The organism is Cyanobacteria bacterium QS_8_64_29 (assembly GCA_003022125.1).
In the GTDB taxonomy this organism is placed as follows: Bacteria; Cyanobacteriota; Cyanobacteriia; order Cyanobacteriales; family Rubidibacteraceae; genus QS-8-64-29.
On the sequence record PXQH01000049.1, the window covers coordinates 14,176 to 37,915 of the forward strand.

16 protein-coding genes and 2 tRNA genes are annotated in these 23,740 nt (G+C 64.9%); 14 read left to right on the forward strand and 4 right to left on the reverse strand.

Annotated elements, in window-relative coordinates; genetic code table 11:
- The first annotated feature begins 98 nt into the window (after window positions 1-98).
- A complete protein-coding gene (locus BRC58_07885) occupies window positions 99-803 on the forward strand; it encodes a DUF3120 domain-containing protein (GenBank protein ID PSP16837.1) in 705 nt (234 codons plus the stop codon).
- On the opposite strand, the gene hisD is transcribed toward BRC58_07885, so the two are convergent.
- The gene (hisD, locus tag BRC58_07890) at window positions 800-2,107 is read right to left on the reverse strand and encodes a histidinol dehydrogenase (protein PSP16838.1); all 1,308 of its coding nucleotides are present in this window, start codon (window positions 2,105-2,107) and stop codon (window positions 800-802) included. The two genes, BRC58_07885 and hisD, sit on opposite strands and share 4 nt — an antisense overlap.
- Before the next feature lie 288 nt (window positions 2,108-2,395).
- Here hisD and BRC58_07895 point away from each other — a divergent pair, with 288 nt between their 5' ends.
- The 7 genes from BRC58_07895 (at window position 2,396) to BRC58_07925 (ending at window position 15,522) form a co-directional block, all read left to right on the forward strand.
- On the forward strand, window positions 2,396-2,692 hold the full coding sequence (locus BRC58_07895) for a 30S ribosomal protein S20 (GenBank protein PSP16839.1): 297 nt from the start codon (window positions 2,396-2,398) through the stop codon (window positions 2,690-2,692).
- A 62-nt stretch (window positions 2,693-2,754) separates the two neighbouring features.
- Complete coding sequence (locus BRC58_07900) at window positions 2,755-3,552, forward strand: deoxyribonuclease (protein ID PSP16840.1); 798 nt, start codon at window positions 2,755-2,757, stop codon at window positions 3,550-3,552.
- A gap of 60 nt (window positions 3,553-3,612) precedes the next feature.
- On the forward strand, window positions 3,613-7,002 hold the full coding sequence (gene rpoB, locus BRC58_07905) for a DNA-directed RNA polymerase subunit beta (protein PSP16841.1): 3,390 nt from the start codon (window positions 3,613-3,615) through the stop codon (window positions 7,000-7,002).
- A 39-nt stretch (window positions 7,003-7,041) separates the two neighbouring features.
- Complete coding sequence (locus tag BRC58_07910; protein PSP16842.1) at window positions 7,042-8,928, forward strand: DNA-directed RNA polymerase subunit gamma; 1,887 nt, start codon at window positions 7,042-7,044, stop codon at window positions 8,926-8,928.
- A gap of 58 nt (window positions 8,929-8,986) precedes the next feature.
- Window positions 8,987-12,943: a DNA-directed RNA polymerase subunit beta'' gene (locus BRC58_07915; GenBank protein PSP16843.1), complete on the forward strand. Its 3,957-nt coding sequence runs from the start codon at window positions 8,987-8,989 to the stop codon at window positions 12,941-12,943.
- 126 nt (window positions 12,944-13,069) lie between these two features.
- Complete coding sequence (locus BRC58_07920) at window positions 13,070-13,432, forward strand: hypothetical protein (protein ID PSP16844.1); 363 nt, start codon at window positions 13,070-13,072, stop codon at window positions 13,430-13,432.
- 161 nt (window positions 13,433-13,593) lie between these two features.
- Window positions 13,594-15,522, forward strand: a complete 1,929-nt coding sequence (locus BRC58_07925) for a molecular chaperone DnaK (GenBank protein PSP16845.1) — start codon at window positions 13,594-13,596, stop codon at window positions 15,520-15,522.
- 105 nt (window positions 15,523-15,627) lie between these two features.
- Here BRC58_07925 and BRC58_07930 read toward each other — a convergent pair.
- The 3 genes from BRC58_07930 to BRC58_07940 form a co-directional block, all read right to left on the reverse strand.
- A tRNA-Gly gene (locus tag BRC58_07930) sits at window positions 15,628-15,698 on the reverse strand.
- 49 nt (window positions 15,699-15,747) lie between these two features.
- Entirely contained in the window at window positions 15,748-17,331 is a 1,584-nt protein-coding gene (locus BRC58_07935) for a hypothetical protein (protein PSP16846.1), read from the reverse strand.
- 25 nt (window positions 17,332-17,356) lie between these two features.
- Complete coding sequence (locus tag BRC58_07940) at window positions 17,357-19,759, reverse strand: endonuclease MutS2 (GenBank protein ID PSP16847.1); 2,403 nt, start codon at window positions 19,757-19,759, stop codon at window positions 17,357-17,359.
- Between the two features lie 125 nt (window positions 19,760-19,884).
- On the opposite strand from BRC58_07940, the gene BRC58_07945 reads away from it, so the two are divergent.
- From BRC58_07945 to BRC58_07970, 6 genes are all read left to right on the forward strand, one after another.
- Window positions 19,885-19,955, forward strand: a tRNA-Gln gene (locus tag BRC58_07945).
- A 55-nt stretch (window positions 19,956-20,010) separates the two neighbouring features.
- Window positions 20,011-20,796, forward strand: coding sequence for a haloacid dehalogenase (locus BRC58_07950; GenBank protein PSP16848.1), 786 nt, complete (start codon window positions 20,011-20,013; stop codon window positions 20,794-20,796).
- A gap of 90 nt (window positions 20,797-20,886) precedes the next feature.
- Window positions 20,887-21,804 carry a bifunctional methylenetetrahydrofolate dehydrogenase/methenyltetrahydrofolate cyclohydrolase FolD gene (locus tag BRC58_07955; GenBank protein ID PSP16849.1) on the forward strand — a complete coding sequence of 306 codons (918 nt, stop codon included), beginning with the start codon at window positions 20,887-20,889 and terminating at the stop codon, window positions 21,802-21,804.
- 122 nt (window positions 21,805-21,926) lie between these two features.
- The gene (locus BRC58_07960) at window positions 21,927-22,847 is read left to right on the forward strand and encodes a farnesyl-diphosphate synthase (protein ID PSP16850.1); all 921 of its coding nucleotides are present in this window, start codon (window positions 21,927-21,929) and stop codon (window positions 22,845-22,847) included.
- 39 nt (window positions 22,848-22,886) lie between these two features.
- Complete coding sequence (locus tag BRC58_07965) at window positions 22,887-23,342, forward strand: acid phosphatase (protein PSP16851.1); 456 nt, start codon at window positions 22,887-22,889, stop codon at window positions 23,340-23,342.
- 30 nt (window positions 23,343-23,372) lie between these two features.
- Window positions 23,373-23,729 (forward strand): sulfur reduction protein DsrE, encoded by a 357-nt coding sequence (locus BRC58_07970; GenBank protein ID PSP16852.1) that lies wholly within the window; start codon window positions 23,373-23,375, stop codon window positions 23,727-23,729.
- Window positions 23,730-23,740: the final 11 nt, after the last annotated feature.

Sequence of the window (23,740 nt, forward strand, 5' to 3'; positions counted from 1 at the left end):
TAGGCGAGCAACTTTTTGCTATCCCCCCTAGGGGGATAAGGCTAAACGTGCTACGCTTGCGATAAAGATTAAATTCAGTAACAAAGGGTAAAGCGCGCTTGTTCGATCCCACCCCCTTCGCGCTAACCGGCGCTCCCCAGCTGGGGCCCCCGAAGCGCCGCCGCCCGCAGCGCCGCCTCCGCGTTGCGTTTGGGGCGGGGGCGTTTTTGGTCTCGGTTCCGGTTTTCGTTCAGGCACCGCTGGTGCGCTGGCTGCCCGAGTGGAGCTTGGCCCTAACCCTGGCCTGGGTAGGGGTCAGTCTCTGGCTGCTGCAACAGCGCCGCACGCAATTTTGGGGCGATCTGTTGCTGGGCTTTAGCTGGACTTGGCTGGCCGGTTCGATCTATTGGGGGTGGTGGCGCTGGGAACCCATCGTGCACTTGCCCATCGAATCGATCGGCATTCCGTTCGCCCTGTGGGGACTGTGGCGCGGTTGGGGCCTGGTGGGCAACTGCTTCTATCTCGGGTCGCTGTTCGGCACAGCCATCACCGATGCCTACTTCTACCTCGCTGGGCTCATTCCCTACTGGCGCGAGGTCATGCAGGTCAAACCGGCCTTGGCGCCTCCCATCTTGCAAGAGGCCCTAACCCAGCTCCACACCCCCTGGGGGCTGGCATGGGCGTTAGTGCTGGTCTTGGTGCTGCTGGGCGTTGGGCTAGGGGCGCTGCAGTCCTACAAGCTGCACTGGTGGGCGTTTAGCGGTGCCGTCCTCTGCACGATCGGGGTCGATGGGCTGTTCTGGCTGACGGCCGTGTTGGCTTAAGCCGAGGCGTCATCTTGGGTGCGATAGCGTACGGATTGGACGTGCGAGTGCAGCCCCTCTGTTTGCGCCAAGGTTTGAATGGCATCGGACACTTTGGCTAGGGCAGCGTCCGAGTACTGCACCAAGCTGGAGTGCTTGAGAAACGTCTCCACCCCCAGCGCCGAGGCATAGCGCGCTGCGCCCGAGGTGGGCAGCGTGTGATTGGGACCGGCTAGGTAGTCGCCCACCGCCTCGGGCGTGGCGTAGCCCAAAAAGATGGCGCCGGCATGCTCGATGGCTTCCAGCAGCGTCCAGGGGTCGCTGACCTCCAGTTCCAAATGCTCGGGCGCGAAGCCATTGGAGAGCTCGGCTGCTTGCTCGAGCGAGTCCACAACGGCGATCGCACCATAGTGAGCGATCGCTTTCTCGGTGAGCGTGCGGCGCGGGTGGCCTTGCAGCTGCTGTTCCACCTGCGCCTGGACGGCTTCGGCCAAGCTGGCATCAGGGGTAAGCAAAATGGCAGCCGCCATCCAATCGTGCTCGGCTTGCGCCAGCAGATCGGCTGCAACCCGGACGGGATCGGCGTTGCCGTCGGCAATGACCAGCACCTCGGAGGGACCGGCCAGCGAGTCAATGCCCACTGTGCCGTAGGCCAGCTTTTTGGCAAGGGTGACGTAGATGTTGCCCGGGCCGGTAATGACATCGACGGCAGGCAGGGTTTCGGTGCCAAAGGTTAGCCCCGCGATCGCCTGGGCGCCCCCAACCCGATAGATTTCTTCAATGCCGGCTTCTTGAGCAGCAACCAGCACCGCTGGCATTACCTGCGCCTCGGGGCCGGGTGGGGTTACCATGACGCGCCGCGGGACCCCCGCCACCTGGGCCGGGATGGCGTTCATTAGCACTGTGCTGGGGTAAGCCGCTTGCCCGCCGGGGATGTAGAGGCCGGCGCGCGCAACGGGGGTGTAGCGCTTGCCCAGCACGACCTCGTCGCTGCCAAACTGCACCCACGAGCGCGGCACGCGCTGGCGGTGGAATGCTTCGATCTGCCGGCGCGCCAAGCGAATGGCATCGATGAACTGGCGCGAGACCTGCTGGTAGGCGGCATCGAGTTCTGCGCCACTCACGCGCAACTGCTCGGGCGCGAGCGTTTGCCCGTCAAACTGGGCCGTATAGTCCAGCAGCGCGCGATCACCGCCCTGCCTGACCGTTGGGAACAGCGCCCGCACCGCATCCTCCTTGTCGCGGATGCGCTCGTCGTAGGTGCGTTGGCTGATCCGCTGGAGCTCGGCTTGGGCTTCATCGGCGCGCTTGATAATTCGCAGCATGGCATCCGCTCAGGCTGGTCGCGATTGCCGGGGGCCTGCCGTTGCCGCTGCAGCTTGCAGCAGGCAACCCGGCCGAATCGGCGCTTTGCCTACAGCTTAACCCGAGGCTGGCAGCAGGCTCGTAATGGTGCTATTTTGAGAGGATGTGCAGCCAGCACCCCAGACAGCGACCGCAGGCAGCGCAGGGCTCTATCGAGCAGGGCCAGCAGTTGCTGCCAGATCTGTTAGAGTGGGATATCCTATCGATCCCCGTATCGCATTCTTGAGTCAGTTGCTCGCAGGATAGCCTTGGCGAACATCAAATCGGCGAAGAAACGCATCCGCGTGGAGGAGCGCAATCGCCTGCGGAACAAAGCGTACCGCTCGGCAGTTCGGACGCTGATCAAAAAAGCCCATTGGGCTGCGGATCGTTACGCCGCCAACCCGAGCGCCGAGTCGCAAGCCGAGCTCGAGCGAGCGACGGCGGCCGCTCACAGCAAAATCGATAAGGCAGTCAAGCGCAAGGTGCTCCACCGCAATAACGGAGCGCGCAAAAAAGCCCGCCTGGCCAAAGCGGTAAAAGCCAAAACGGCAGCGGCTTCTTGAGCGATCGCGAGCCGCTAGCGTATTCCCTCGAGCCCGCTTGCTCGTGACGGGCCCAACGGCCGATGCAGCTGATCGATACGCACGTCCACATTAATTTCGACGTGTTCCAAAACGAACGGGATGCCCTGCGCTCGCGCTGGCAAGAGGCCGGCGTGCGGCGCTTGGTCCACTCCTGCGTCGAGCCCCAGGAGTTCGAGGGCATCCGCGCCCTGGCGGACGGCTTGCCCGAGCTTGCCTTTGCCGTGGGCTTGCACCCACTCGAAGCGCACCAGTGGGACACCCATACAGCCGAGCGGATCGAGGCACTGGCGCGCTCGGATCTGCGCGCCGTCGCCATCGGCGAGACGGGGCTCGATCTCTACAAAGCCCAGAACGAGCAGCAGCAGCGGCTGGCGTGCTACCAACAGCTCGCCATCGCCCAGCGATTGGACAAGCCCGCCCTCATTCACTGCCGCGCTGCCGCCGAATCCATGCGCGATCTGCTAGCCGAGTTTTGGCAGGCCCACGGGCCCGTCCGGGGCGTCATGCATTGCTGGGGCGGGACTCCCGAGCAAACGCAGTGGTTCCTCGACTTTGGCTTCTACATCAGCTTTAGCGGCATCGTCACGTTCAAAAATGCCCGGCAAGTGCAGGCAGCCGTGCAGATGGTGCCGGCGGATCGGATTGCGGTCGAAACCGATTGCCCGTTTCTGGCCCCCGAGCCCTACCGCGGCAAGCGCAACGAACCCAGCTACGTGCGCCACGTTGCCGAGCAAGTGGCCCAGCTGCGCGGCACCAGCCCAGAGGGGCTAGCGCAACAGGCTAGCGCTAACGCCTGCCGCTTGTTCGCGCTCGGGCCGGAGGCGGTACCGGCTCATTAGCAGCGCGCACGCCCTTGCCGCCACTCTCCACCCCGAGCTCTTACCACCACCCGCTAAGCCATGAGCGAATTAACTCCCACCTTGCTGCCCGATCTGATCGAAATTCAGCGTGCCAGCTTCCGCTGGTTCTTGGAGCAGGGGCTGATTGAGGAGCTCAACAGCTTCTCTCCCATCACCGACTACACTGGCAAGCTGGAGCTGCACTTTCTGGGGGACGACTACAAGCTCAAGCGCCCCAAATACGACGTGGAAGAGGCCAAGCGGCGCGATACCACCTACGGGGTGCAGATGTATGTCCCCACGCGTCTCATTGATAAGGAAACGGGCGAGATCAAAGAGCAAGAGGTCTTCATTGGGGACCTGCCCCTGATGACCGAGCGGGGGACCTTTATTATCAATGGCGCCGAGCGCGCGATCGTCAACCAAATCGTGCGATCGCCAGGCGTTTACTACAAGGCCGAGACGGACAAAAACAACCGCCGCACTTACTCAGCATCGCTCATTCCCAACCGGGGCGCTTGGCTCAAATTCGAGACCGATAAAAACGATCTGGTCTGGGTGCGCATCGACAAAACGCGCAAGCTCAGCGCCCAGGTGTTGCTCAAGGCCATCGGGCTGGCCGATAACGAAATCACTGACGCCCTGCGCCATCCGGACTACTACCAAAAAACGGTGGATAAAGAGGGCAATCCCAGCCGCGATGAGGCCCTGATGGATCTTTATCGCAAGCTGCGCCCGGGCGAGCCGCCTACGGTCGAAGGCGGGCAGCAGCTGCTGGATTCGCGCTTTTTCGATGGCAAGCGCTACGACCTGGGTCGCGTGGGCCGCTACAAGCTCAACAAAAAGCTGCGGCTGAATGTGCCCGATACGGTGCGCGTGCTGACTGCCGAAGACATCCTGGCGGCCGTCGACTACCTCATCAACCTCGAGTTCGACGCCGGCCAGACCGATGACATCGACCACCTGGGCAACCGCCGCGTCCGCTCGGTGGGCGAGCTGCTGCAAAACCAGGTACGCGTGGGGCTCAATCGCCTCGAGCGCATCATCCGCGAGCGCATGACCGTCAGCGAGTCGAACGCGCTCACCCCCACCTCGCTGGTCAATCCCAAGCCGCTGGTCGCGGCCATCAAGGAGTTCTTTGGGTCCTCGCAGCTCTCGCAGTTTATGGACCAGACCAACGCCATGGCAGAGCTGACCCACAAGCGCCGCCTGAGCGCGCTAGGGCCCGGTGGCCTCACCCGCGAGCGGGCGGGCTTTGCCGTGCGCGACATTCACCCATCCCATTACGGGCGCATTTGCCCTATTGAGACCCCGGAGGGACCCAATTGCGGGCTAATCGGCTCGCTGGCGACTTACGCGCGCGTCAACGAGTACGGCTTCATCGAGACCCCTTACTACCCGGTCGAGAACGGCCGCATCTGCCACGAGCGGGGAGTAGAGTACCTAACCGCCGATGAAGAAGACGAGCTGCGGGTATCCCCCGGCGATTTGCCTACTGACGAGGAGGGCAACATCCAGGGCGATTCGGTGCCCGTGCGCTACCGCCACGAGTTCTCCACCACCTCGCCTGATCGGGTGGACTACGTATCGGTCTCGCCCAACCAAATCGTGTCGGTGGCAACCTCGCTAATTCCGTTTCTGGAGCACGACGATGCCAACCGCGCCCTAATGGGGTCCAACATGCAGCGGCAGGCCGTGCCGCTGCTGTGCCCGGAGCGCCCGCTGGTGGGGACGGGGGTCGAGCCCCAGGCAGCCCGAGATTCGGGCATGGTCGCTGTCTCGCGCCAACCGGGCACGGTGAGCCACGTCGATGCCCAAACCATCCGCGTCCGGCCCGATGGCGAGCGGGGTGAGGTAACTCACCCGCTGCATAAGTACCAGCGCTCCAACCAGGACACTTGCCTGAACCAGCGGCCGCTGGTTAAAGAAGGCGAGCGCGTTGCCCCCGGCCAGGTCCTAGCCGATGGCAGCGCGACCGAAGGGGGCGAGCTGGCGCTGGGGCAGAACGTGCTCATCGCCTACATGCCCTGGGAAGGCTACAACTACGAAGACGCCATTCTGGTGAGCGAGCGCCTGGTGCGCGACGACACCTACACCAGCGTCCACATCGAAAAGTACGAAATCGAGGCCCGCCAGACCAAGCTCGGCCCCGAAGAGATCACCCGCGAGGTGCCCAACGTGGGCGAGGACGCGCTGCGGCAGCTGGACGAGCGCGGCATCATTCGCATCGGCGCTTGGGTCGAGGCCGGGGACATCTTAGTGGGCAAAGTGACGCCCAAAGGCGAGTCGGACCAACCGCCCGAAGAAAAGCTGCTGCGGGCCATTTTTGGCGAGAAGGCGCGCGACGTGCGGGACAACTCGCTGCGCGTTCCCAACGGCGAACAAGGGCGCGTGGTGGATGTGCGCGTGTTCACCCGCGAGCAGGGCGACGAACTGCCGCCGGGGGCCAATATGGTGGTGCGCGTGTTTGTCGCCCAAAAGCGCAAGCTGCAAGTGGGCGACAAAATGGCGGGCCGGCACGGCAACAAAGGCATCATCTCCGAGATCCTGCCGCCGGAGGACATGCCCTTTCTGCCGGACGGCCGGCCGGTGGATGTCATCCTCAACCCGCTGGGGGTTCCCTCGCGGATGAATGTCGGGCAGGTGTACGAGTGCCTGCTGGCCTGGGCCGGGGAGCAGCTCGGCCAGCGCTTTAAGGTCACCCCCTTTGACGAGATGTACGGCGAGCAGGCCTCGCGCAACAGCGTGCACCAAAAGCTCGACGAGGCCAGCCAGCAGCCCGGGCGCGAGTGGGCTTACGATCCGAACAGTCCGGGCAAGATCCAGGTCTACGACGGGCGCACGGGCGAGCCTTTCGATCGCCCGGTCACGGTGGGCGGCGCCTACATGATGAAGCTGGTCCACCTGGTGGACGACAAGATCCACGCCCGCTCCACGGGCCCCTACTCGCTGGTCACGCAGCAGCCGCTGGGCGGCAAGGCCCAACAGGGCGGCCAGCGCTTTGGCGAGATGGAGGTTTGGGCCCTCGAGGCCTACGGGGCCTCCTACACGCTGCAGGAGCTGCTCACGGTCAAATCGGACGACATGCAAGGCCGCAACGAGGCCCTCAACGCGATCGTCAAAGGGGGGCCCATCCCGCGCCCCGGAACGCCAGAGTCCTTCAAGGTCCTGATGCGGGAGCTGCAATCGCTGGGGCTGGACATGTCGGTCCATAAGGTGGATACAGCCGAGGACGGCAGCAGCCAGGATGTCGAGGTGGACCTAATGGCCGATGCCGAGCGCCGCCGCACGCCCTCGCGGCCCACCTACGAGTCGCTATCGCGCGAGGACCTGCCCGGAGTGCCCGAAGCCGAGGTCGATGGTGGTGACGGCGACAGCGACGGCGCCGTTGAGGAAGCCACCCCGAGCGAGGCGCCCCCCGATGCCGAAGCGGTCGAGCTCGACGAGTAATCCCCGCCTGCCGCTCAGCCAAGCGAGTTGCCCATACCCATGAGACACCAGCTAGAACCCCAATTCGACTACGTCAAAGTCGGGCTCGCCTCCCCCGAGCGCATCGGCCAGTGGGGCGAGCGGACCTTGCCCAACGGCAACGTCGTCGGCGAAGTCACCAAGCCCGAGACCATTAACTACCGCACGCTCAAACCCGAAATGGACGGGTTGTTCTGCGAGCGCATCTTCGGGCCGGCCAAGGACTGGGAGTGCCACTGCGGCAAGTACAAAAAGGTCCGGCACCGCGGCTTGGTGTGCGAGCGCTGTGGCGTCGAGGTCACCGAATCCCGCGTGCGGCGGCACCGCATGGGCCACATTAAGCTCGCCACCCCGGTCACCCACGTCTGGTACCTCAAAGGCATTCCCAGCTACATCAGCATCCTGCTGGATATGCCGCTGCGCGATGTCGAGCAGGTGGTGTATTTCAATGCCTACGTCGTGCTGGATCCTGGCAACGCCGGCAACCTGAGCTACAAGCAGCTGCTCACCGAAGAGCAGTGGGTCGAGCTCGAAGACCAACTCTACAGCGAAGGATCCCAGCTCGAGGGCATCGAGGTCGGCATTGGCGCCGAGGCCATCCAGCGGTTGCTCTCGGAAGTCCAGCTCGAGCAGGAAGCCGAGAACCTGCGCGAGGAAATCGCGGGGGCCAAAGGCCAAAAGCGCGCCAAGCTCATCAAGCGGCTGCGCGTCATCGATAACTTCATTGCCACCGGATCGCGGCCCGAGTGGATGGTGCTGACGCGCCTGCCGGTCATCCCGCCCGATCTGCGGCCCATGGTCCAGCTCGATGGCGGCCGCTTTGCCACCTCGGACCTCAACGATCTCTACCGACGCGCGATCAACCGCAACAATCGCTTGGCGCGCCTGCAGGAGATCCTGGCCCCCGAGATCATCGTGCGCAACGAAAAGCGCATGCTGCAGGAGGCCGTGGATGCCCTGATCGACAACGGCCGGCGCGGGCGCACTGTGGTGGGCTCCAACAACCGCCCGCTCAAATCCCTCTCCGACATCATCGAGGGCAAGCAGGGGCGCTTCCGGCAGAACCTGCTGGGCAAGCGTGTGGACTACTCCGGCCGCTCGGTGATTGTGGTAGGGCCCAAGCTCAAGATCTACCAGTGCGGCCTGCCGCGCGAGATGGCCATCGAGCTGTTCCAGCCCTTTGTCATCCACCGCCTGATCCGCTCCGGCATTGTCAACAACATCAAGGCGGCCAAACGGCTGGTGCAGCGCGGCGATGCCAGCATTTGGGAAGCGCTGGAAGAAGTCATTCAGGGCCATCCCATCTTGCTCAACCGGGCGCCGACGCTGCACCGCTTGGGCATTCAGGCCTTTGAGCCCATTCTGGTCGAGGGGCGCGCCATCCAGCTCCATCCGCTGGTGTGCCCGGCCTTCAACGCCGACTTTGACGGCGACCAAATGGCAGTGCACGTGCCGCTGTCGCTGGAGGCGCAATCGGAGGCGCGCCTGCTGATGATGTCAAGCTACAACATCCTGTCCCCGGCGACCGGCGATCCCATTGTGACGCCCTCCCAGGATATGGTTTTGGGCTGCTATTACCTCACCGCCGACGATCCCCAAGCCAACACCGATCCCGCGAGCGCGCGTTACTTTGCCAATCTCGACAACGCGATCGCCGCCTACGAGCAAGGCATTGTCGGCCTCCACGACTGGGTCTGGGTGCGCTACAACGGGCCGGTCAACTCCGAAGACGACGAGAGCGAGCCCCTAGAACAACGCACCCTGGGTGATGGCACCACCCTCAAGCGCTACCGCATGCGCCAAGTGCGCGAATCCACCACGGGCGAGCAGCTGTCCCAATACATCTACACCACCATCGGGCGCGCTATCTACAACCGAACCATTCAATCGGCGCTGGTGGACGCCTAGCGTGATCGCCAGCTGCCCGGCTACCCCATTTCCCGACATTTGCCCTGCGAGCGCAACCATGAGCCAAGAGCAAGCCCCGATTTTTTTCAACCGCAAGGTCGATAAAGGCCAGCTCAAGCACCTGATCGGCTGGGCGTTCGCCCACTACGGCAGCGCACGCTGCGCCGCCATGGCAGACGAGCTCAAAGACATGGGCTTTTGGTACGCCACCAAAGCGGGCGTCTCGCTCAGCATCGACGATCTGGAGGTCCCCTCGGCCAAGCGGCAGATGCTGGAAGCCGCTGAAGAGGAGATCGACACAACCCAGGATCGCTACCGGCGCGGGCAGATCACCGAGGTGGAGCGCTTCCAGAGCGTAATCGACACCTGGAACAGCACCTCGGAGGCCCTCAAGGACGAAGTCGTTCGCAACTTCGAAGACAGCGATCCGCTCAACTCGGTCTACATGATGTCCCAGAGCGGCGCGCGCGGCAGCATGGCCCAAGTACGCCAGCTGGTGGGCATGCGCGGCCTCATGGCCGATCCCCAGGGCGAGATCATCGACCTCCCCATCAAGACCAACTTTCGCGAGGGGCTAACGGTCACCGACTACATCATCTCGGCCTACGGCGCGCGCAAGGGCCTGGTGGATACGGCCCTGCGAACCGCTGACTCCGGCTACCTGACGCGACGCCTGGTGGATGTTTCCCAGGATGTCATCATCCGCGAGCTCGACTGCGGCACCCAGCGCGGCATTCCGCTGAGCAGCATGAGCGATGGCGAGCAGACCCTGATCCCGCTATCGGATCGCTTGTTCGGGCGCATCTTGGCCCAGGATGTCACCCACCCCGAAACGGGCGAGACCCTCGCCCAGCGCAACCAGAGCCTGGATGAGGCGCTAGCCAAGCACATTGCCGAGCTGCACGATGAGGTGGTGGTGCGCTCGCCGCTGACCTGCGAAGCAACCCGCTCGGTTTGCCAGCACTGCTACGGCTGGAATTTGGCCCACCGCCACACGGTCGATTTGGGCGAAGCTGTGGGCATCATCGCCGCGCAATCCATTGGCGAGCCCGGCACCCAGCTCACCATGCGCACCTTCCATACCGGCGGCGCCCACACCGGCGAGGTGGCCCAACAGGTGCGGGCGCAATCGGAAGGGACGGTGCATTTCGAGCAAGGCCTGCGCACGCGCCAAGTCCGAACCGAGCGCGGCGACCAGCGCGAGCAGCTGGAGGTTGCCGGCGAGCTAACGCTGCACCCCAGTACCGGCGGCCAGCCCCAGACCGTTGCGCTCACGCCCGGCTCGCAGCTGCTGGTTCGCGACGGCGAAGCCGTCAAAGCCGGCCAGCTGCTGGCTGAAATTGCCACTGGCAAGCAGCAGCAATCCACCGAGCGCGCCGTTAAAGACGTCTCCGCCGATCTGGCTGGCGAAGCCATCTTCGATGGCTTGATGCCCGAGGAAAAAAACGACCGCCAGGGCAACATTACCCGCGTCGCCCAACGCGGCGGCCTGATTTGGGTGCTCTCGGGCGAGGTCTACAACCTGCTGCCTGGGGCCGAGCCCACGGTCCAAAACGGCGATTGGGTGGAGCCGGACTCGGTGCTGGCCGAGACCCGAGTGTCCTCGGCCGCCGGCGGCGTCGTTCGGCTCAGGGACAGCGAGCAGAGCCGGCAGGACATCGAGATCCTGACGGCATCGCTGCAGCTGGATCGGGCTCGGGTGAGCCGCGATCGCAGCGGCAGCAGCGAACAGTACCTCATCCGCACTGCGGACGAGCGCACGTTTGCCCTCAAAGCGGCGCCCGGGACCAAAATCCAACACAATCAAGCCGTCGCTGAGCTGGTGGACGAGCGCTACCAAACGGCCACCGGCGGCATCGTCAAGTACGCCGACCTCGAGGTCGACAAGCGCGGCAAAGCCAAGCAGGGCTACGAGGTTACCCAGGGCGGCACGCTGCTCTGGATTCCCGAGGAATGCCACGAAGTCAACAAAGACCTCTCGCTGCTGCTGGTGGAGCACGGGCAATACGTCGAAGCCGGCACCGAGATCGTCAAAGACATCTTCTGCCAGTCCTCGGGCGTTGTGGAGGTCGTGCAGAAAAACGACATCCTGCGCGAGATCGCCATCAAGCCGGGCGAGCTCCACCTGAGCGAAGAAGAACCGGCCGTCAAGCAGCAGCTGGTCAACCCCGACACAGAGGTTTTACCGGGGGTCGAGGTCTCAGAGCTGCGCTACGCCGAGTCCCTGCAAAGCCCCCAGGGTAAGGCCCTGCTGTTGCGGCCGGCGATCGAGTACCGCATCCCCGAGGACCCGGAGCTGCCCTCGCAGCGATCGCTCAACCAGCGCAACAACCCACCCATCGGGCTCAAGGCCACCCAGCGCGTGCTGTATAAAGACGGCGAGCGCGTCAAATCGGTCGATGGCGTCGATTTGGTCCGCACGCAGCTGGTGCTCGATGTCGGCGAGGCCGACGGGCAGTCCCATACCTGGGTGGATGTCGAGCTGGTCGATAGCGACGACGGCAGCGAGTTGCTGCAGCTGGTGGTACTGGAGCCACTGGCGGTGCGCCGCAACAGCGATGACGACCCGCTGGGCGGAAACGCCCAAACGACGATCGCGGTGCAGGACGGCGATGAGATTGAGGCCGGTGCCGTGGTGGCCCGCACCGAAATCCGGTGCTTGGACACCGGCGAGGTGCGCGGCATCCGCGAGGGCCTCGAGGCCGTTCGGCGCATCCTGATCGTGCGCGAGGCCGATCGCGCCACGGTCACCTATCAAGGGCAAGCCCAAGTGGCGGCTGGCGATCGGGTCGTTGCGGGCGACTCGCTGGCCTCGGACGCAACTGCCCCCGACTCCGGCCGGGTGGTATCAGTCGAGGACGGCACGATTGCGCTGCGACTGGGCCGCCCCTACCGCGTCTCGCAGGGGGCCGTGCTCCACGTCACCGATGGCGGGTTGGTCCAGCGCGGCGACAACCTCGTGTTGCTGATCTTCGAGCGCGCCAAAACCGGCGACATCATTCAGGGGCTACCGCGCATTGAGGAGCTGCTCGAAGCCCGCAAGCCCCGAGAAGCCTGCGTGTTGGCCCGGCGGCCGGGAACCGCCCAGGTGAGCTACCGCGAAGATGACACCGCCGAGGTCAAAATCGTCGAGGCGGATGGCACGGTCAGCGACTACCCCATCGCCCCGGGGCAAAACGTACTCGTTGCGGACGGTCAGGCCGTGGGCATGGCCCAAGCCCTGACCGATGGCGCAGCTAACCCGCACGAGTTGCTCGATATTTTCTTCGAGCTCTACAAAGATGAGATCGGCACCTACGAAGCCGCGCTCTACGCGCTGCGTCGGGCCCAGCAGTTCATCGTCGATGAGGTGCAGTCGGTGTATCAGTCCCAGGGCATCGACATCGCCGACAAGCACATCGAGATCGTCGTGCGCCAGATGAGCTCCAAGGCGCGCATCGACGATGGCGGCGATACGACCATGCTGCCGGGCGAGCTGCTGGAAGTGCGCCAGATCGAGCAGGTCAACGAGGCCATGGCCATCACCGGCGGGGCCCCTGCCCGCTACACGCCCGTGCTGTTGGGCATTACCAAAGCCTCGCTCAATACGGACAGCTTCATCAGCGCCGCCAGCTTCCAAGAGACAACCCGCGTGCTGACCGAAGCGGCCATCGAGGGCCGCTCCGACTGGCTGCGCGGCCTGAAAGAAAACGTCATCATCGGTCGCTTGATCCCGGCCGGTACGGGCTTTAGCGCCCACCAGGATGCCATCACTCAGGCCGGCGAGCCCGACGGGGCTGCCGCCGGTAACGGGGCAACGGCAGCATCCGCCGAGGCCTCCGAGGGCAACGGCCTGGAAGGAAGCGCCGAGGCTGGCAACTGGAGCGAGGAGGTAGTCCTCGACGATCGCACCGCCCGCGCTTACAGCCTCGAGGATCGGCCGGATTACACCACCGACAGCGGCGACGTGCTGCCCATCCTGGATGACGAAAGCAGCGAGGGCGAGCAAGCCGACAACGGGGATACCGAGGCCTAAGCGGGCTCGCTCGGACTGCCGCGTGAGGGGGCACTGCTGGCGTGCCCCCTGCTTGCCGCTGGGGAGGCTGGGGAGTGGCGCTCACCGCGATTTAGACTGGATGCAGGGCAACTGAGGCGCGCAGGGATGACCGAAACGGATTCTGCCGGCGATCGGCACGCTAGCTCGGCGATCGAGCCCGCTTCCCCCGCCAGTAGCGGCTCCCCCCTGCAACCGCACGTCCACAGCGAGGAGTCGCTGCGGCGGATCGTCAATCGGCTCTCGCGCATCGAAGGGCACGTGCGCGGGGTCAAAACCATGGTCAACGAGAGCCGTCCGTGCCCGGAAGTGCTCATGCAAATTGCCGCCGTTCGGGGCGCGCTGGATCGGGTGGCTCGCATGGTGCTCGACGAACACCTGAGCGAGTGCATCGGGCGGGCCTCCCAAGAAGGCAACATCGAAGCCGAAGTAGAAGAGCTCAAGGCGGCGCTCGATCGCTTTTTGCACTAGGCGAGCGCCCGGGGTTCACCCGTCCCGGCAGGTTCGGGAAACTGCACTTTTGGGGCGCTTCGGGCAGCGGTCAGCATGGAAGGTAGCACTCGGGCAGTCGCAATCGCGCTGGCTGCATGCGGGTCTGTAGCACAGGCAATGACGACAGGAGGCAGTGCGCTATGGGCAAGATCGTCGGCATCGACTTGGGAACGACCAACTCTTGCGTTGCGGTCATGGAGGGTGGCAAGCCCACCGTCATCTCCAACGCGGAAGGCTTTCGGACGACGCCATCGGTTCTGGCCTACTCCAAAAACGGCGATCGGCTCGTGGGCCAGATTGCCAAGCGTCAGGGCGTAATGAACCCTGAAAACACCTTTTATTCGGTCAAGCGCTTCATCGGGCGCAAGTACGACGAGGTCGGTGACGAAGTTGACGAAGTTTCTTACGAAGTCAACCGCGATAACAACGGCAACGTCAAGATCCAGTGCCCGCAGCAGGACAAGCAGTTTGCGCCCGAAGAAGTTTCGGCGCAGGTGCTGCGCAAGCTGGTTGAAGATGCCAGCCGCTACCTAGGCGAGGACGTAACGGAAGCCGTCATCACCGTTCCGGCTTACTTCAACGATTCGCAGCGCCAGGCGACCCAAGACGCCGGCCGGATTGCCGGCTTGGATGTCAAGCGCATCATCAACGAGCCCACGGCTGCCTCGCTCGCCTACGGCCTGGACAAAAAAGAAAATGAGACCATTCTGGTCTTCGATTTGGGCGGCGGCACCTTTGATGTCTCCATCCTGGAGGTCGGCGACGGCGTATTCGAGGTCCTAGCGACCTCCGGCGACACCCACCTGGGCGGCGATAACTTCGACAAAAAGATTGTCGACTACATTGCCGACGAGTTCAAAAATAACGAAGGTATCGATCTGCGTCAGGACAAACAGGCCCTGCAGCGCTTAACCGAAGCCGCCGAAAAAGCTAAGGTTGAGCTCTCCAGCGTCTCGCAAAGCGAGATCAACCTGCCTTTTATTACGGCAACCCAAGACGGGCCCAAGCACCTGGAGATGACTCTGACCCGGGCCAAGTTTGAAGAGTTGTGCTCCGATCTGATCGACCGTTGCAAGAAACCGGTCGAGAACGCCCTGCGCGATGCCAAGGTCGATAAAAACTCGGTCGATGAGGTTGTATTGGTCGGCGGCTCGACGCGCATCCCGGCCATTCAGGAGCTGGTCAAGCAAACCATCGGCAAAGATCCCCACCAAGGCGTCAACCCCGACGAAGTCGTGTCGGTGGGCGCCGCCATCCAAGCTGGCGTGTTGGGCGGCGAGGTCAAAGACATCCTGCTGCTGGATGTGACGCCGCTCTCGCTCGGCGTCGAGACGTTAGGCGGCGTCATGACCGCCATGATTCCGCGCAACACGACCATTCCCACCAAAAAGACCGAGACCTTCTCAACGGCGGTGGACAATCAGACCAACGTCGAGATTCACGTCCTGCAGGGCGAGCGCGAAATGGCCCAAGACAACAAGAGCTTGGGAACCTTCCGCCTGGATGGCATCCCCGCAGCCCCGCGCGGCGTGCCCCAAATCGAAGTTACCTTTGACATCGATGCCAACGGCATGCTGAACGTTAGCGCCAAAGACAAGGGCAGCGGCAAAGAGCAGTCCATCACCATCACTGGGGCTTCGACCCTCTCCGAAGATGAAGTCAACCGCATGGTCCACGAGGCTGAGGAAAACGCCGAGGCCGACAAGGAGCGCCGCGAGCGCATCGAGCGCAAGAACCAAGCCGACTCGCTGGTCTACCAAGCTGAGAAGCAGCTTAGCGACCTGGGCGAGAGCATCTCTCAAGAAGAAAAAGACAAAGCCCAGAAGCAGGTTGATGACCTCAAAGAGGCTGTCTCGCAAGAGGACGACGATCGCATCCAATCGCTGATGCCCGAGCTGCAGCAAACGCTCTACAGCATCAGCAGCCAGGTCTATCAGTCCGCTAGCGGTGATGATTCTGGCGAAGCCGATGCGGCGCAAGGCGCTGCCGCTGGCGCCAGCAGCAGTGACCAATCCGGTGGTGGCGACGACGTCATCGACGCCGAGTTCTCCGAGTCCGAGAACAAGTAGCGTCCGCTCGGGGGCCAGCCGCTCCCCCCAATAAGGCCCTCAAACACCAGCGAGCCCGCAAGCGGGCTCGCTGGTTGTTGGGATGCGGTTGGTGCAGCTGCAGCAAGCGGGCAACGGGGATCGAACCCGCGTCATCAGCTTGGAAGGCTGAGGTTTTACCACTAAACTATGCCCGCCGGCATTGAGGTGGCTCTCAAGGTAACACAACCGCCTGCGGCAGGAGCGTCAGTCGGCGGCTGGCCGGGATTGCAGGAACGTTTGTACCGAACCGCTGGGCTCGAGAACCAAGCGCAGTTGCGGCTTTCCCTCGCCTGCCAGCGCGGAAACAAACGGGCCTTGGGGCAGCAGCCCGTTGGCCTGGGCTAGGTGGCGGCGAGCGGCGCGACCGAGCGGAATGGCGCGCGCGAGCGAGCCATCGGGGGCGAGGACCAGGCGGTACTCCAGGGCTTGCGCGAGCTGCTCGGGCGGCTCCCAACGCTGTTGGAAGTACTGCTGCACCTGCTCCAGCTGGCGCTCGGCAGGCGGTTGGGGATCGCGCTGCTTGGCAGCAGCAAGGGGCGCTGGCGACGGCTCAGGCTCAGTCGCTGGCTTGCTTGCATCCTCGTCCGGCGCCGGTTGAGGGGGTAGGCTGGGCGCTCGGGCCGTCAGCTCTTGCCGGTTTTGTAGGGTCCGGTCCTCTAGGGTGGGGACCGTGGCTGGGTCGCGCGGGGGATTGGGGCGAGGCATTGCGGCCTCGGTCTTGCCGCCCGCATCGTCCGAGTGATCGCCGCTAGCGGCATCTGGGCCAGGCTCGGCTGCTGGCACCGGTTCACTTGCGCGATCGGCAGAGGAAGGGGGCGCGATCGCGGTGGTCGATCGCGGGCTGGGGGACTGAGACGGTGGGGAGGGCTCAGCCTCAGCCGGCGGCGAGGCTAGCGAGGACTGGTTGGGGCGAGGGGGCTCGGGCGGCGAGTCGGCTGCCTGGGCAGCCCGATTGGCGCGCTCGGGCAAGGCAGGGATGGGCACTTGCGGGGGCTCGAGCGGCGGCGCCGAGCGCTGTGGCGGTGGCGGCATGCTCGGTTGGGACGGCACGAGCGGGAACGGGAGGATTTGCTCGATGCGCTCGCCCCAGGATTGGGGCGGTCCTGGCGGCGGTTGCAGCGTGGCGGCCTGGTTTGGGGAAGCGGATGGGGCCTCAGGAGCGGCAGGCGGTTCCGGCCCGCTATCGGCAGGGGTGGGGAGGCTGGCAATCCCATCCCGCTCGCGCTCGGGTTGTGGCGGCGAGCGACTCCCATCGCGAGTTCCATCGGGGGCGTTGGCCGAGGGGGCCAGATAGCTTGCAGCTGTGGCAGCCCCGATTCCGAGCAACACCAGGCTACCGGCAGCAAGCGCGCGCGGGCGCTGCTGCCTGCTCTGCCCGACGATCGCGGCATTGCCGGCTTGCAGGACTTGCGCCAAATCGGTCAGTTGCGCGGCGCTTAGGGGGATGGGCGCGCTCGGCCCCTCGCTGACGCCGCTGCCCAGTGCCAGTTCGTAGGTCTCGCGATCACGCGCCCGCAGTTGCGGTTGCTGGCCGATCTGCGCCTGGGCCGGCAACTCGCGCTTGCCTTCAGCGGCCATTAACGCTTGGTAGAGCAACTCGAGTTGGGCCCGGTCGCCGCGCACGACCGTCGCGCTGTCTTGGCCGGGCTGGAGCCAGCGCAGCTCGAACCACAGCGCGCGCCAGGCAGAGCGGGCGCGCCCCCACCAGCGGCGCGATGGCTGGCCGGCAATCGCGAGCGTGCAGCTCGGACTCGTGTAGTGCCAGCAGGCATCCCGACCGGCGCTCATGCGTAAACCGAAAGGGGTACCCCTGCTAGCTTAGCGCGTCCTCGCCAGTAGGATGGGCGATGGTGACGCCCTGCCCCCCTTCCTCAGGCGGTGCTAGCTCGAACTGCGCGATCTGCGGATGCTCTGCTAGAAACGCGTGCACGCCCTGGCGCAACCGGCCCGTGCCTTTACCGTGCACGATCCGCAGCGGGCCGGGATGCTGGGCAATAGCGGTCTCGAGTTGGGCTCGGGCATCGGCGATGCGGCTGCCGCGCAGATCCAGCGTCAGGGGGGCAAGCCCCTCGGCTGCCGGGGATGGGGGATTCGGGGGCGGCGCGGCTGCCTTGCGGCCGTCGAGGGATTCGATGTCGCTTAGCGGGACCTGCATTTTCATCAGCCCAAAGCGCACGGTCACCGTGTTCCCTTGGGCCGGATCGCTCAGGATCTTGGCGGTGCGATCGAGGCGCGGGATGCGCACGCGATCGCCGGCTTGCGGGCGGTAGTCGCCGGGTTGGACGGCATCGGCCGGCGCCTGGGCTCGATGCCGCTCGGCGATAGCATCGACAGCCTGAGTAGCTTTTTGCACGTCGCGCCCGGTTTTACTGCCCTGTTGCAACTCGCGAACGACCTGGGCGATTTCGGCTTTGGCTGCTTCAACGGCCTCGTCGATTTCGCGCTCGCGGGCTTGTTGTAGCGCCTGCTCGCGCGCTCGCAGGGCTGCCGCCCGCTCGCTCATCTCCCCATACAGCTGCTCGGCGTGCGCGAGCACCTCGCTGGCCTCCTGGGCTTGGCGCTCTTGCTGCTTGCGCTGTGCTTCCAGACCGGCAATGGTGCGATCGATGGCTTGCGATCCCCCAGCAAGCTGCTGCTGCGCCTGCTCCAAAATCTCGGGGGCCAAACCCAGGCGCTGGGCGATGGTCAGGGCATTGGAGCGCCCGGGAATGCCCCAGAGCAAGCGGTACGTGGGGGCGAGCGTGCTGCCATCGAACTCGACCGAGGCATTTTCGAAGCGCTCGTCTTGGTATTTAAGCGCCTTGAGCTCGCCGTAGTGCGTTGTGGCCATCGCCAGCCGCACCCGATCGGCGAGGTAGCGCAGCAGCGCGGCAGCCAAGGCGCTGCCTTCGCTGGGATCGGTACCGGCTCCGATTTCATCCAGCAGCACCAGGGCCGGCAGCGGCGCCTCACGGCCTCGCCCGCACTCGGGCAGGGCATCCAGAATGCGGACGATGCGGCGGATGTGGCTGGAGAAAGTCGATAGATTCTGCGATAGGGACTGCTCATCGCCAATGTCGGCCAACACGCGCTCGAACCAAGGCAGCACCACCGGTTCTTGGGCGGGAACGAACAGCCCCGCTTTGGCCATCAGGGCCACCAGGCCGAGGGTTTTGAGCGCCACCGTTTTACCGCCGGTATTGGGGCCGGTGATGGCGACAGCGCGCACGGCCGGCCGAATCTCAATATCGATGGGGACCACCGCCGGCCCCTGCTCGCGGTGGGCCTGCCAGACCAAAAGCGGATGGCGCAGGCCGCGCAGCACGATCGCATCTTGGGCGCTGGCATCGCTCAGCTGCGGGGGCGTGGCAGCCAGCCAGTCGCTGTAATGGGCGCGGGCCGTGGCCAGATCCAGCTCGGTTGCGGCTTCCAGGACAGCGTCAAAATCGGGTTTGACTGCTGCGATCTGTTGGCCGAGATGGCGCAAGATGCGCTCCTGTTCGGCCCGCTCTTGGCGGCGGTACTGCCGCTGCTGGTTGCCCAACCCCACCACGGCCTGGGGCTCGAGATAAAGCGTGGCCCCCGTGTTGGAGGTATCGTGAACGATACCGGCAATGGCCCCTTGGCAGTCGGCCTTGACGGGAATGACCGGGCGATCGCCACGCTCGGTCACGATGGAGTCCTGGATGTCGCTGCGGTGCTGTTGCAGGATCTGCTGCAGCGTGCGCTCGATGCGCTCGCGCAGTGCTGCGATCTGCGCTCGCAGCTCGCTGAGGCGATCGCTGGCCCGATCGGCGACGCGCCCGTCCTCATCAATGCAGTGGCGGATCGTGCGCTCGAGCTCGGGGTGGGTGCGCAGCTGCGCCACGACCTCGGCAATGGCAGGCACGGTGCCGGCCTCGAGCGATTCGATCATCCGGCGCAACCGCCGTACTCCCGCCAGGGTCGTGGCCACATCGAGCGGTTCTTGGGGCGCCAGCAGGCTGCCTTTACGGGCGCGCTCGAGGGTATCGCCCACCGCCTCGATGCCGGCAAACGACCATTGCGCCTCGGTCAGCTGTGCCTCTAGCGTCCGAATGTCTTGGGTCTGGGCGAGCAAGCGCTCGCTTTGAGCGCGCGCCTGGGGCGGTTGCAGCTGGCGCGCCGCCCCCGCCCCTAACTCGGTTGCCGCAAACGCGGCCAGCTGCTGGCACAAACGCGGCCACTCCAGCAGCGCCAAGCTTTCGTCTCGGATCAAGGCATCTCCGGTTGCAGCGCGCAGTCTCGCGATCGATGGTAGGGCTGGCTGCCAGGCGTCGCATCGCTAGCAGATGGTTTTGAGGCGCGCGCTAGCCGCTGCTATGATTGGGGATAGCTTTGCAATGGGGTGTAGCCAAGCGGCAAGGCAGCGGATTTTGGTTCCGCGATCCTAGGTTCGAATCCTAGCACCCCAGTTTCTTGAGGGCGGCGGGTTGAAAGCCTGCCGCTTTTTGCATTGAACGGCTTGCCATGACCGGCCCGGATTTGCTCGCGCTCGATTTTGACGGCGTTTTGTGCGATGGCTTGCCCGAGCAGTTCCAGACAGCCTGGCAAGCCTACTGCAGCCTCTGGCAGCCGCGCGAGGCAACGCCGCCTCAGGCGCTGGCATCACAGTTCGACCGCCTGCGGCCCATAGTGGCGGTGGGTTGGGAAATGCCGGTTTTGCTAGCGGCCCTGCAGGCCGGCGTGCCGGAAGCCCGGATCTGGCAGGATTGGCTGGGCGTGGCGCACAAGGTCATGGCGGCGCAGCAGCTGGAGGGGGCTATAGTGGCGCGGGTGCTGGATGCCGTCCGCGACGAGCAGATCGCCACCGATCCGGCAGCTTGGCTGGACCAGCACCGCTTCTATCCGGGCGTTGTCGGCCGCTTGCAGGCCCTGCTGGCGGCACCGGGGCTGACCGTGCTGGTGGTGACCACCAAAGAAGAGCGCTTCGCCCGCCGCTTACTGCAACAGGCCGGCGTCTCATTCCCGGCTGGCGCGATTTGGGGCAAGGAATGCCAGCAACCCAAAACCGAAACGCTGCGGCAGCTGCTGGCCCAGCACCAGCCAGCCGCCCTCTGGTTCGTTGAGGATCGCCTAGAGACGCTGCAGTCGGTGCAGCAGCAGTTGGATGCCCCCAACTTGCGCTTGTTTTTGGCCCAGTGGGGGTACAACACCGAGCGCGCGCGCGCGCAAGCCCAGGCCGAACCTGGCATCCAGCCGCTCTCGCTCGAGTGCTTCCTCGCCGATTGCGCCCACTGGCTGCCGGCGCACTAGCTGCCCTCAAGGCGCTTGAGCTAGACTTAGGGCCGTCTCGCGCGCCCATCGCGCCGCTGCAGCAGCCGGCAAGATTCGGAATCCCCAGCCATGACCGTCGGACAGGCCCAGCGACTCGATGGTAAAGCGCTGGCACAGCAGCTGCAGCAGGCGCTGCAAGCGCGCATTGGGACGCTGCGCGATCGCATCGGACGGCCCCCTGGTTTGGCCGTTTTGATGGTGGGCGACGATCCCGCCAGCGCCGTCTACGTCCGCAACAAAGAGCGCGCCTGCGAGCGCCTGGGCATTGCCTCCTTCGGCCGGCATTTCCCGGCAGACACTTCGCAGCAGGCCCTCGAGCGCGCCATTGACGGGCTCAACCAGAACGAGCGCGTCGATGGCATCTTGCTGCAACTGCCGCTGCCCCCCAGCCTGGATGCCTCGGCGCTGCTCTATCGGGTCTATCCCAGCAAAGATGTCGACGGCTTGCACGAGGCCAATTTGGGGCGGTTGGTGCGCGGCGAACCCGGCCTACGTAGCTGCACGCCAGCCGGCGTGATGCGGCTGATGCAGGCCTACGGCCTCGAGCTCAGCGGCAAGCGGGCGCTCATTTTGGGGCGCAGCCTGCTGGTGGGCAAACCGCTGGCCCTAATGCTGCTGGCGGCGAACGCAACGCCCGCGATCGCGCACTCGCGCACGCCGCGCGCCCATACCCTCGAGCTGGCGCGCAACGCCGACATTTTGATCTCGGCCATGGGGCAACCCCGCGCGGTTGGGGCCGAGATGGTCAAACCCGGGGCCGTGGCGATCGATGTGGGCATCAGCCGCCAGACGGACGAGACTGGCCAGTCGCGGCTGGTGGGCGATCTGGACTTTGAGGCGGTTGCCGGCATTGCGCAGGCCATTACGCCAGTCCCGGGCGGGGTGGGCCCCATGACGGTCACCATGCTGCTGCACAACACAGTGGCCAGCTACTGCCACCGTTGCCTGGGGGCTGAGGACGCTTTGATGGCGGAGCGATCTGCTTGAGGTGGGGACTGCATGGTAGCTGTAAGGCGATCGCCAGCGCGTGGTAGATTCAAACCATCGGCGCTCGCTTGCAGCCGGTCTAGGCGCAGCAGGGCGCCAGCGGACGGCAACGAGGCACGGCCATGATGGAGGGATCGGCGGCACCTGCCAACACGGCGGCATTCGATCTGGACGCTTATTTGGCAGCGCGCCAGGCGGCGGTCGAGCGAGCGCTGGCCCAGGCGCTAACTGGCGACGATCCGCAGCAGATCTACGAGGCCATGCGCTACTCGCTGCTGGCGGGGGGCAAGCGCCTTCGTCCCATCCTCTGCCTGGCAAGCTGCGAGCTCGTGGGCGGCAGCACCGAGACGGCCATGCCGACGGCTTGCGCCCTGGAGATGATCCATACCATGTCGCTGATCCACGACGATCTGCCCGCCATGGATGACGACGACTACCGCCGGGGCCAGCTCACCAACCACAAGCGCTACGGCGAAGATACGGCGATCCTGGCAGGCGATGGCTTGCTAGCCCACGCCTTCGAGGCGATCGCCGAAGGCTCCCAGGACGTGCCGCCTTCGCGCGTGGTGCGCGTGGTGGCCCGGGTGGGTCGTGCTGTCGGCGCTACCGGAATCGTGGGCGGCCAGGCAGCCGATCTGGCGGCCGAGGGCAGCGCGCAGGCCGATCTCGATACCCTGCACTACATCCACACCCGCAAGACCGGGGCGCTACTGGAGGCCTGCGTCACCTCAGGCGGCATCCTGGGGGGCGCGCAGGACAGCGACCTGGAGCGGCTGTCCCGCTATGCCTACAACATCGGCTTGGCTTTCCAGGTAATCGATGACATCCTCGATGTCACCGCCGATGGGACAGTCCTAGGCAAAACCGCCGGCAAGGATGCGGCCGCTGCGAAGGCAACTTATCCCAGTTTCTGGGGCATCGAGCGTTCGCGCGACTACGCCAGCCAGCTGATCGAGGGCGCCATTGCGGCGCTGTCAGGCTACGGCGAGCGAGCCGATCCGCTGCGCGGCATTGCCCGCTGGATCCTGACCCGCCAGAACTGAAGCGTTGGCGCGCGCAACCCCCATACCCGCGAGCGTGCCATGCACAATTTGGGCCAAATTCTGGAGAACGAGATCCTGCTGGTGGCACTGCTGGCCGGCGCGATCGCCCAGGGGCTCAAGATGGGGCTGGAGCTGGTTCAAAACGGCGAGTTCAACCTGCGCTACCTGCTCACAACCGGTGGCATGCCCAGCTCCCATTCGGCACTAGTGGCGGCGCTGGCAACCAACGTCGGGCAGGTTGTGGGCTGGGGCAGCGCCGAGTTTGCCATTGCCAGCTTATTTGCCGTCATTGTCATGTTCGATGCAGCTGGCGTGCGCCAGGCAGCCGGCAAGCAAGCCCGAGTCCTAAACCAGCTGATCGATCACCTGTTTGACGAGCGCGAGCCGCTCGGCGATCCCCAACTGGACGAGCTGCTGGGGCACACGCCGCTCCAGGTCCTGGTGGGATTTGGGTTGGGCATTGGGGTCTCGCTAGCAGCTGTTCCCACGCTCTAAACTAGGGCCAGCCGTTTGAGGCGAGGGGCCATGCAAGTTGTAGTGGCGGTGAGCTACGGCACTGACGATCCCACTAAAGCCACCCTGGGCATGCTGGCGGCCAAAGCCGCCGCCGATCGCGGGCATGCGGTCACAGTCTGGTTGCAAGGTGAGGGCGTTGCGATCGCCAACCGGCACGTTTACGGCACGATTCAAGGGCTCAACATGCCCGCCATGAAAGATGTGGTGGAGGCGCTTATTGCAGCCGAGACGCCGCTGTGGGTCTGCCAGGCTTGCGCGCAGGGGCGCAACATTACCCCCGACAATTGGGTCTCCACGGCTACCTACAAAGGCATGGGCGACTACGTCAGCGCCGCCCTTGCTGCTGACAAAACCCTCAACTTCTAACTCGGAGCACA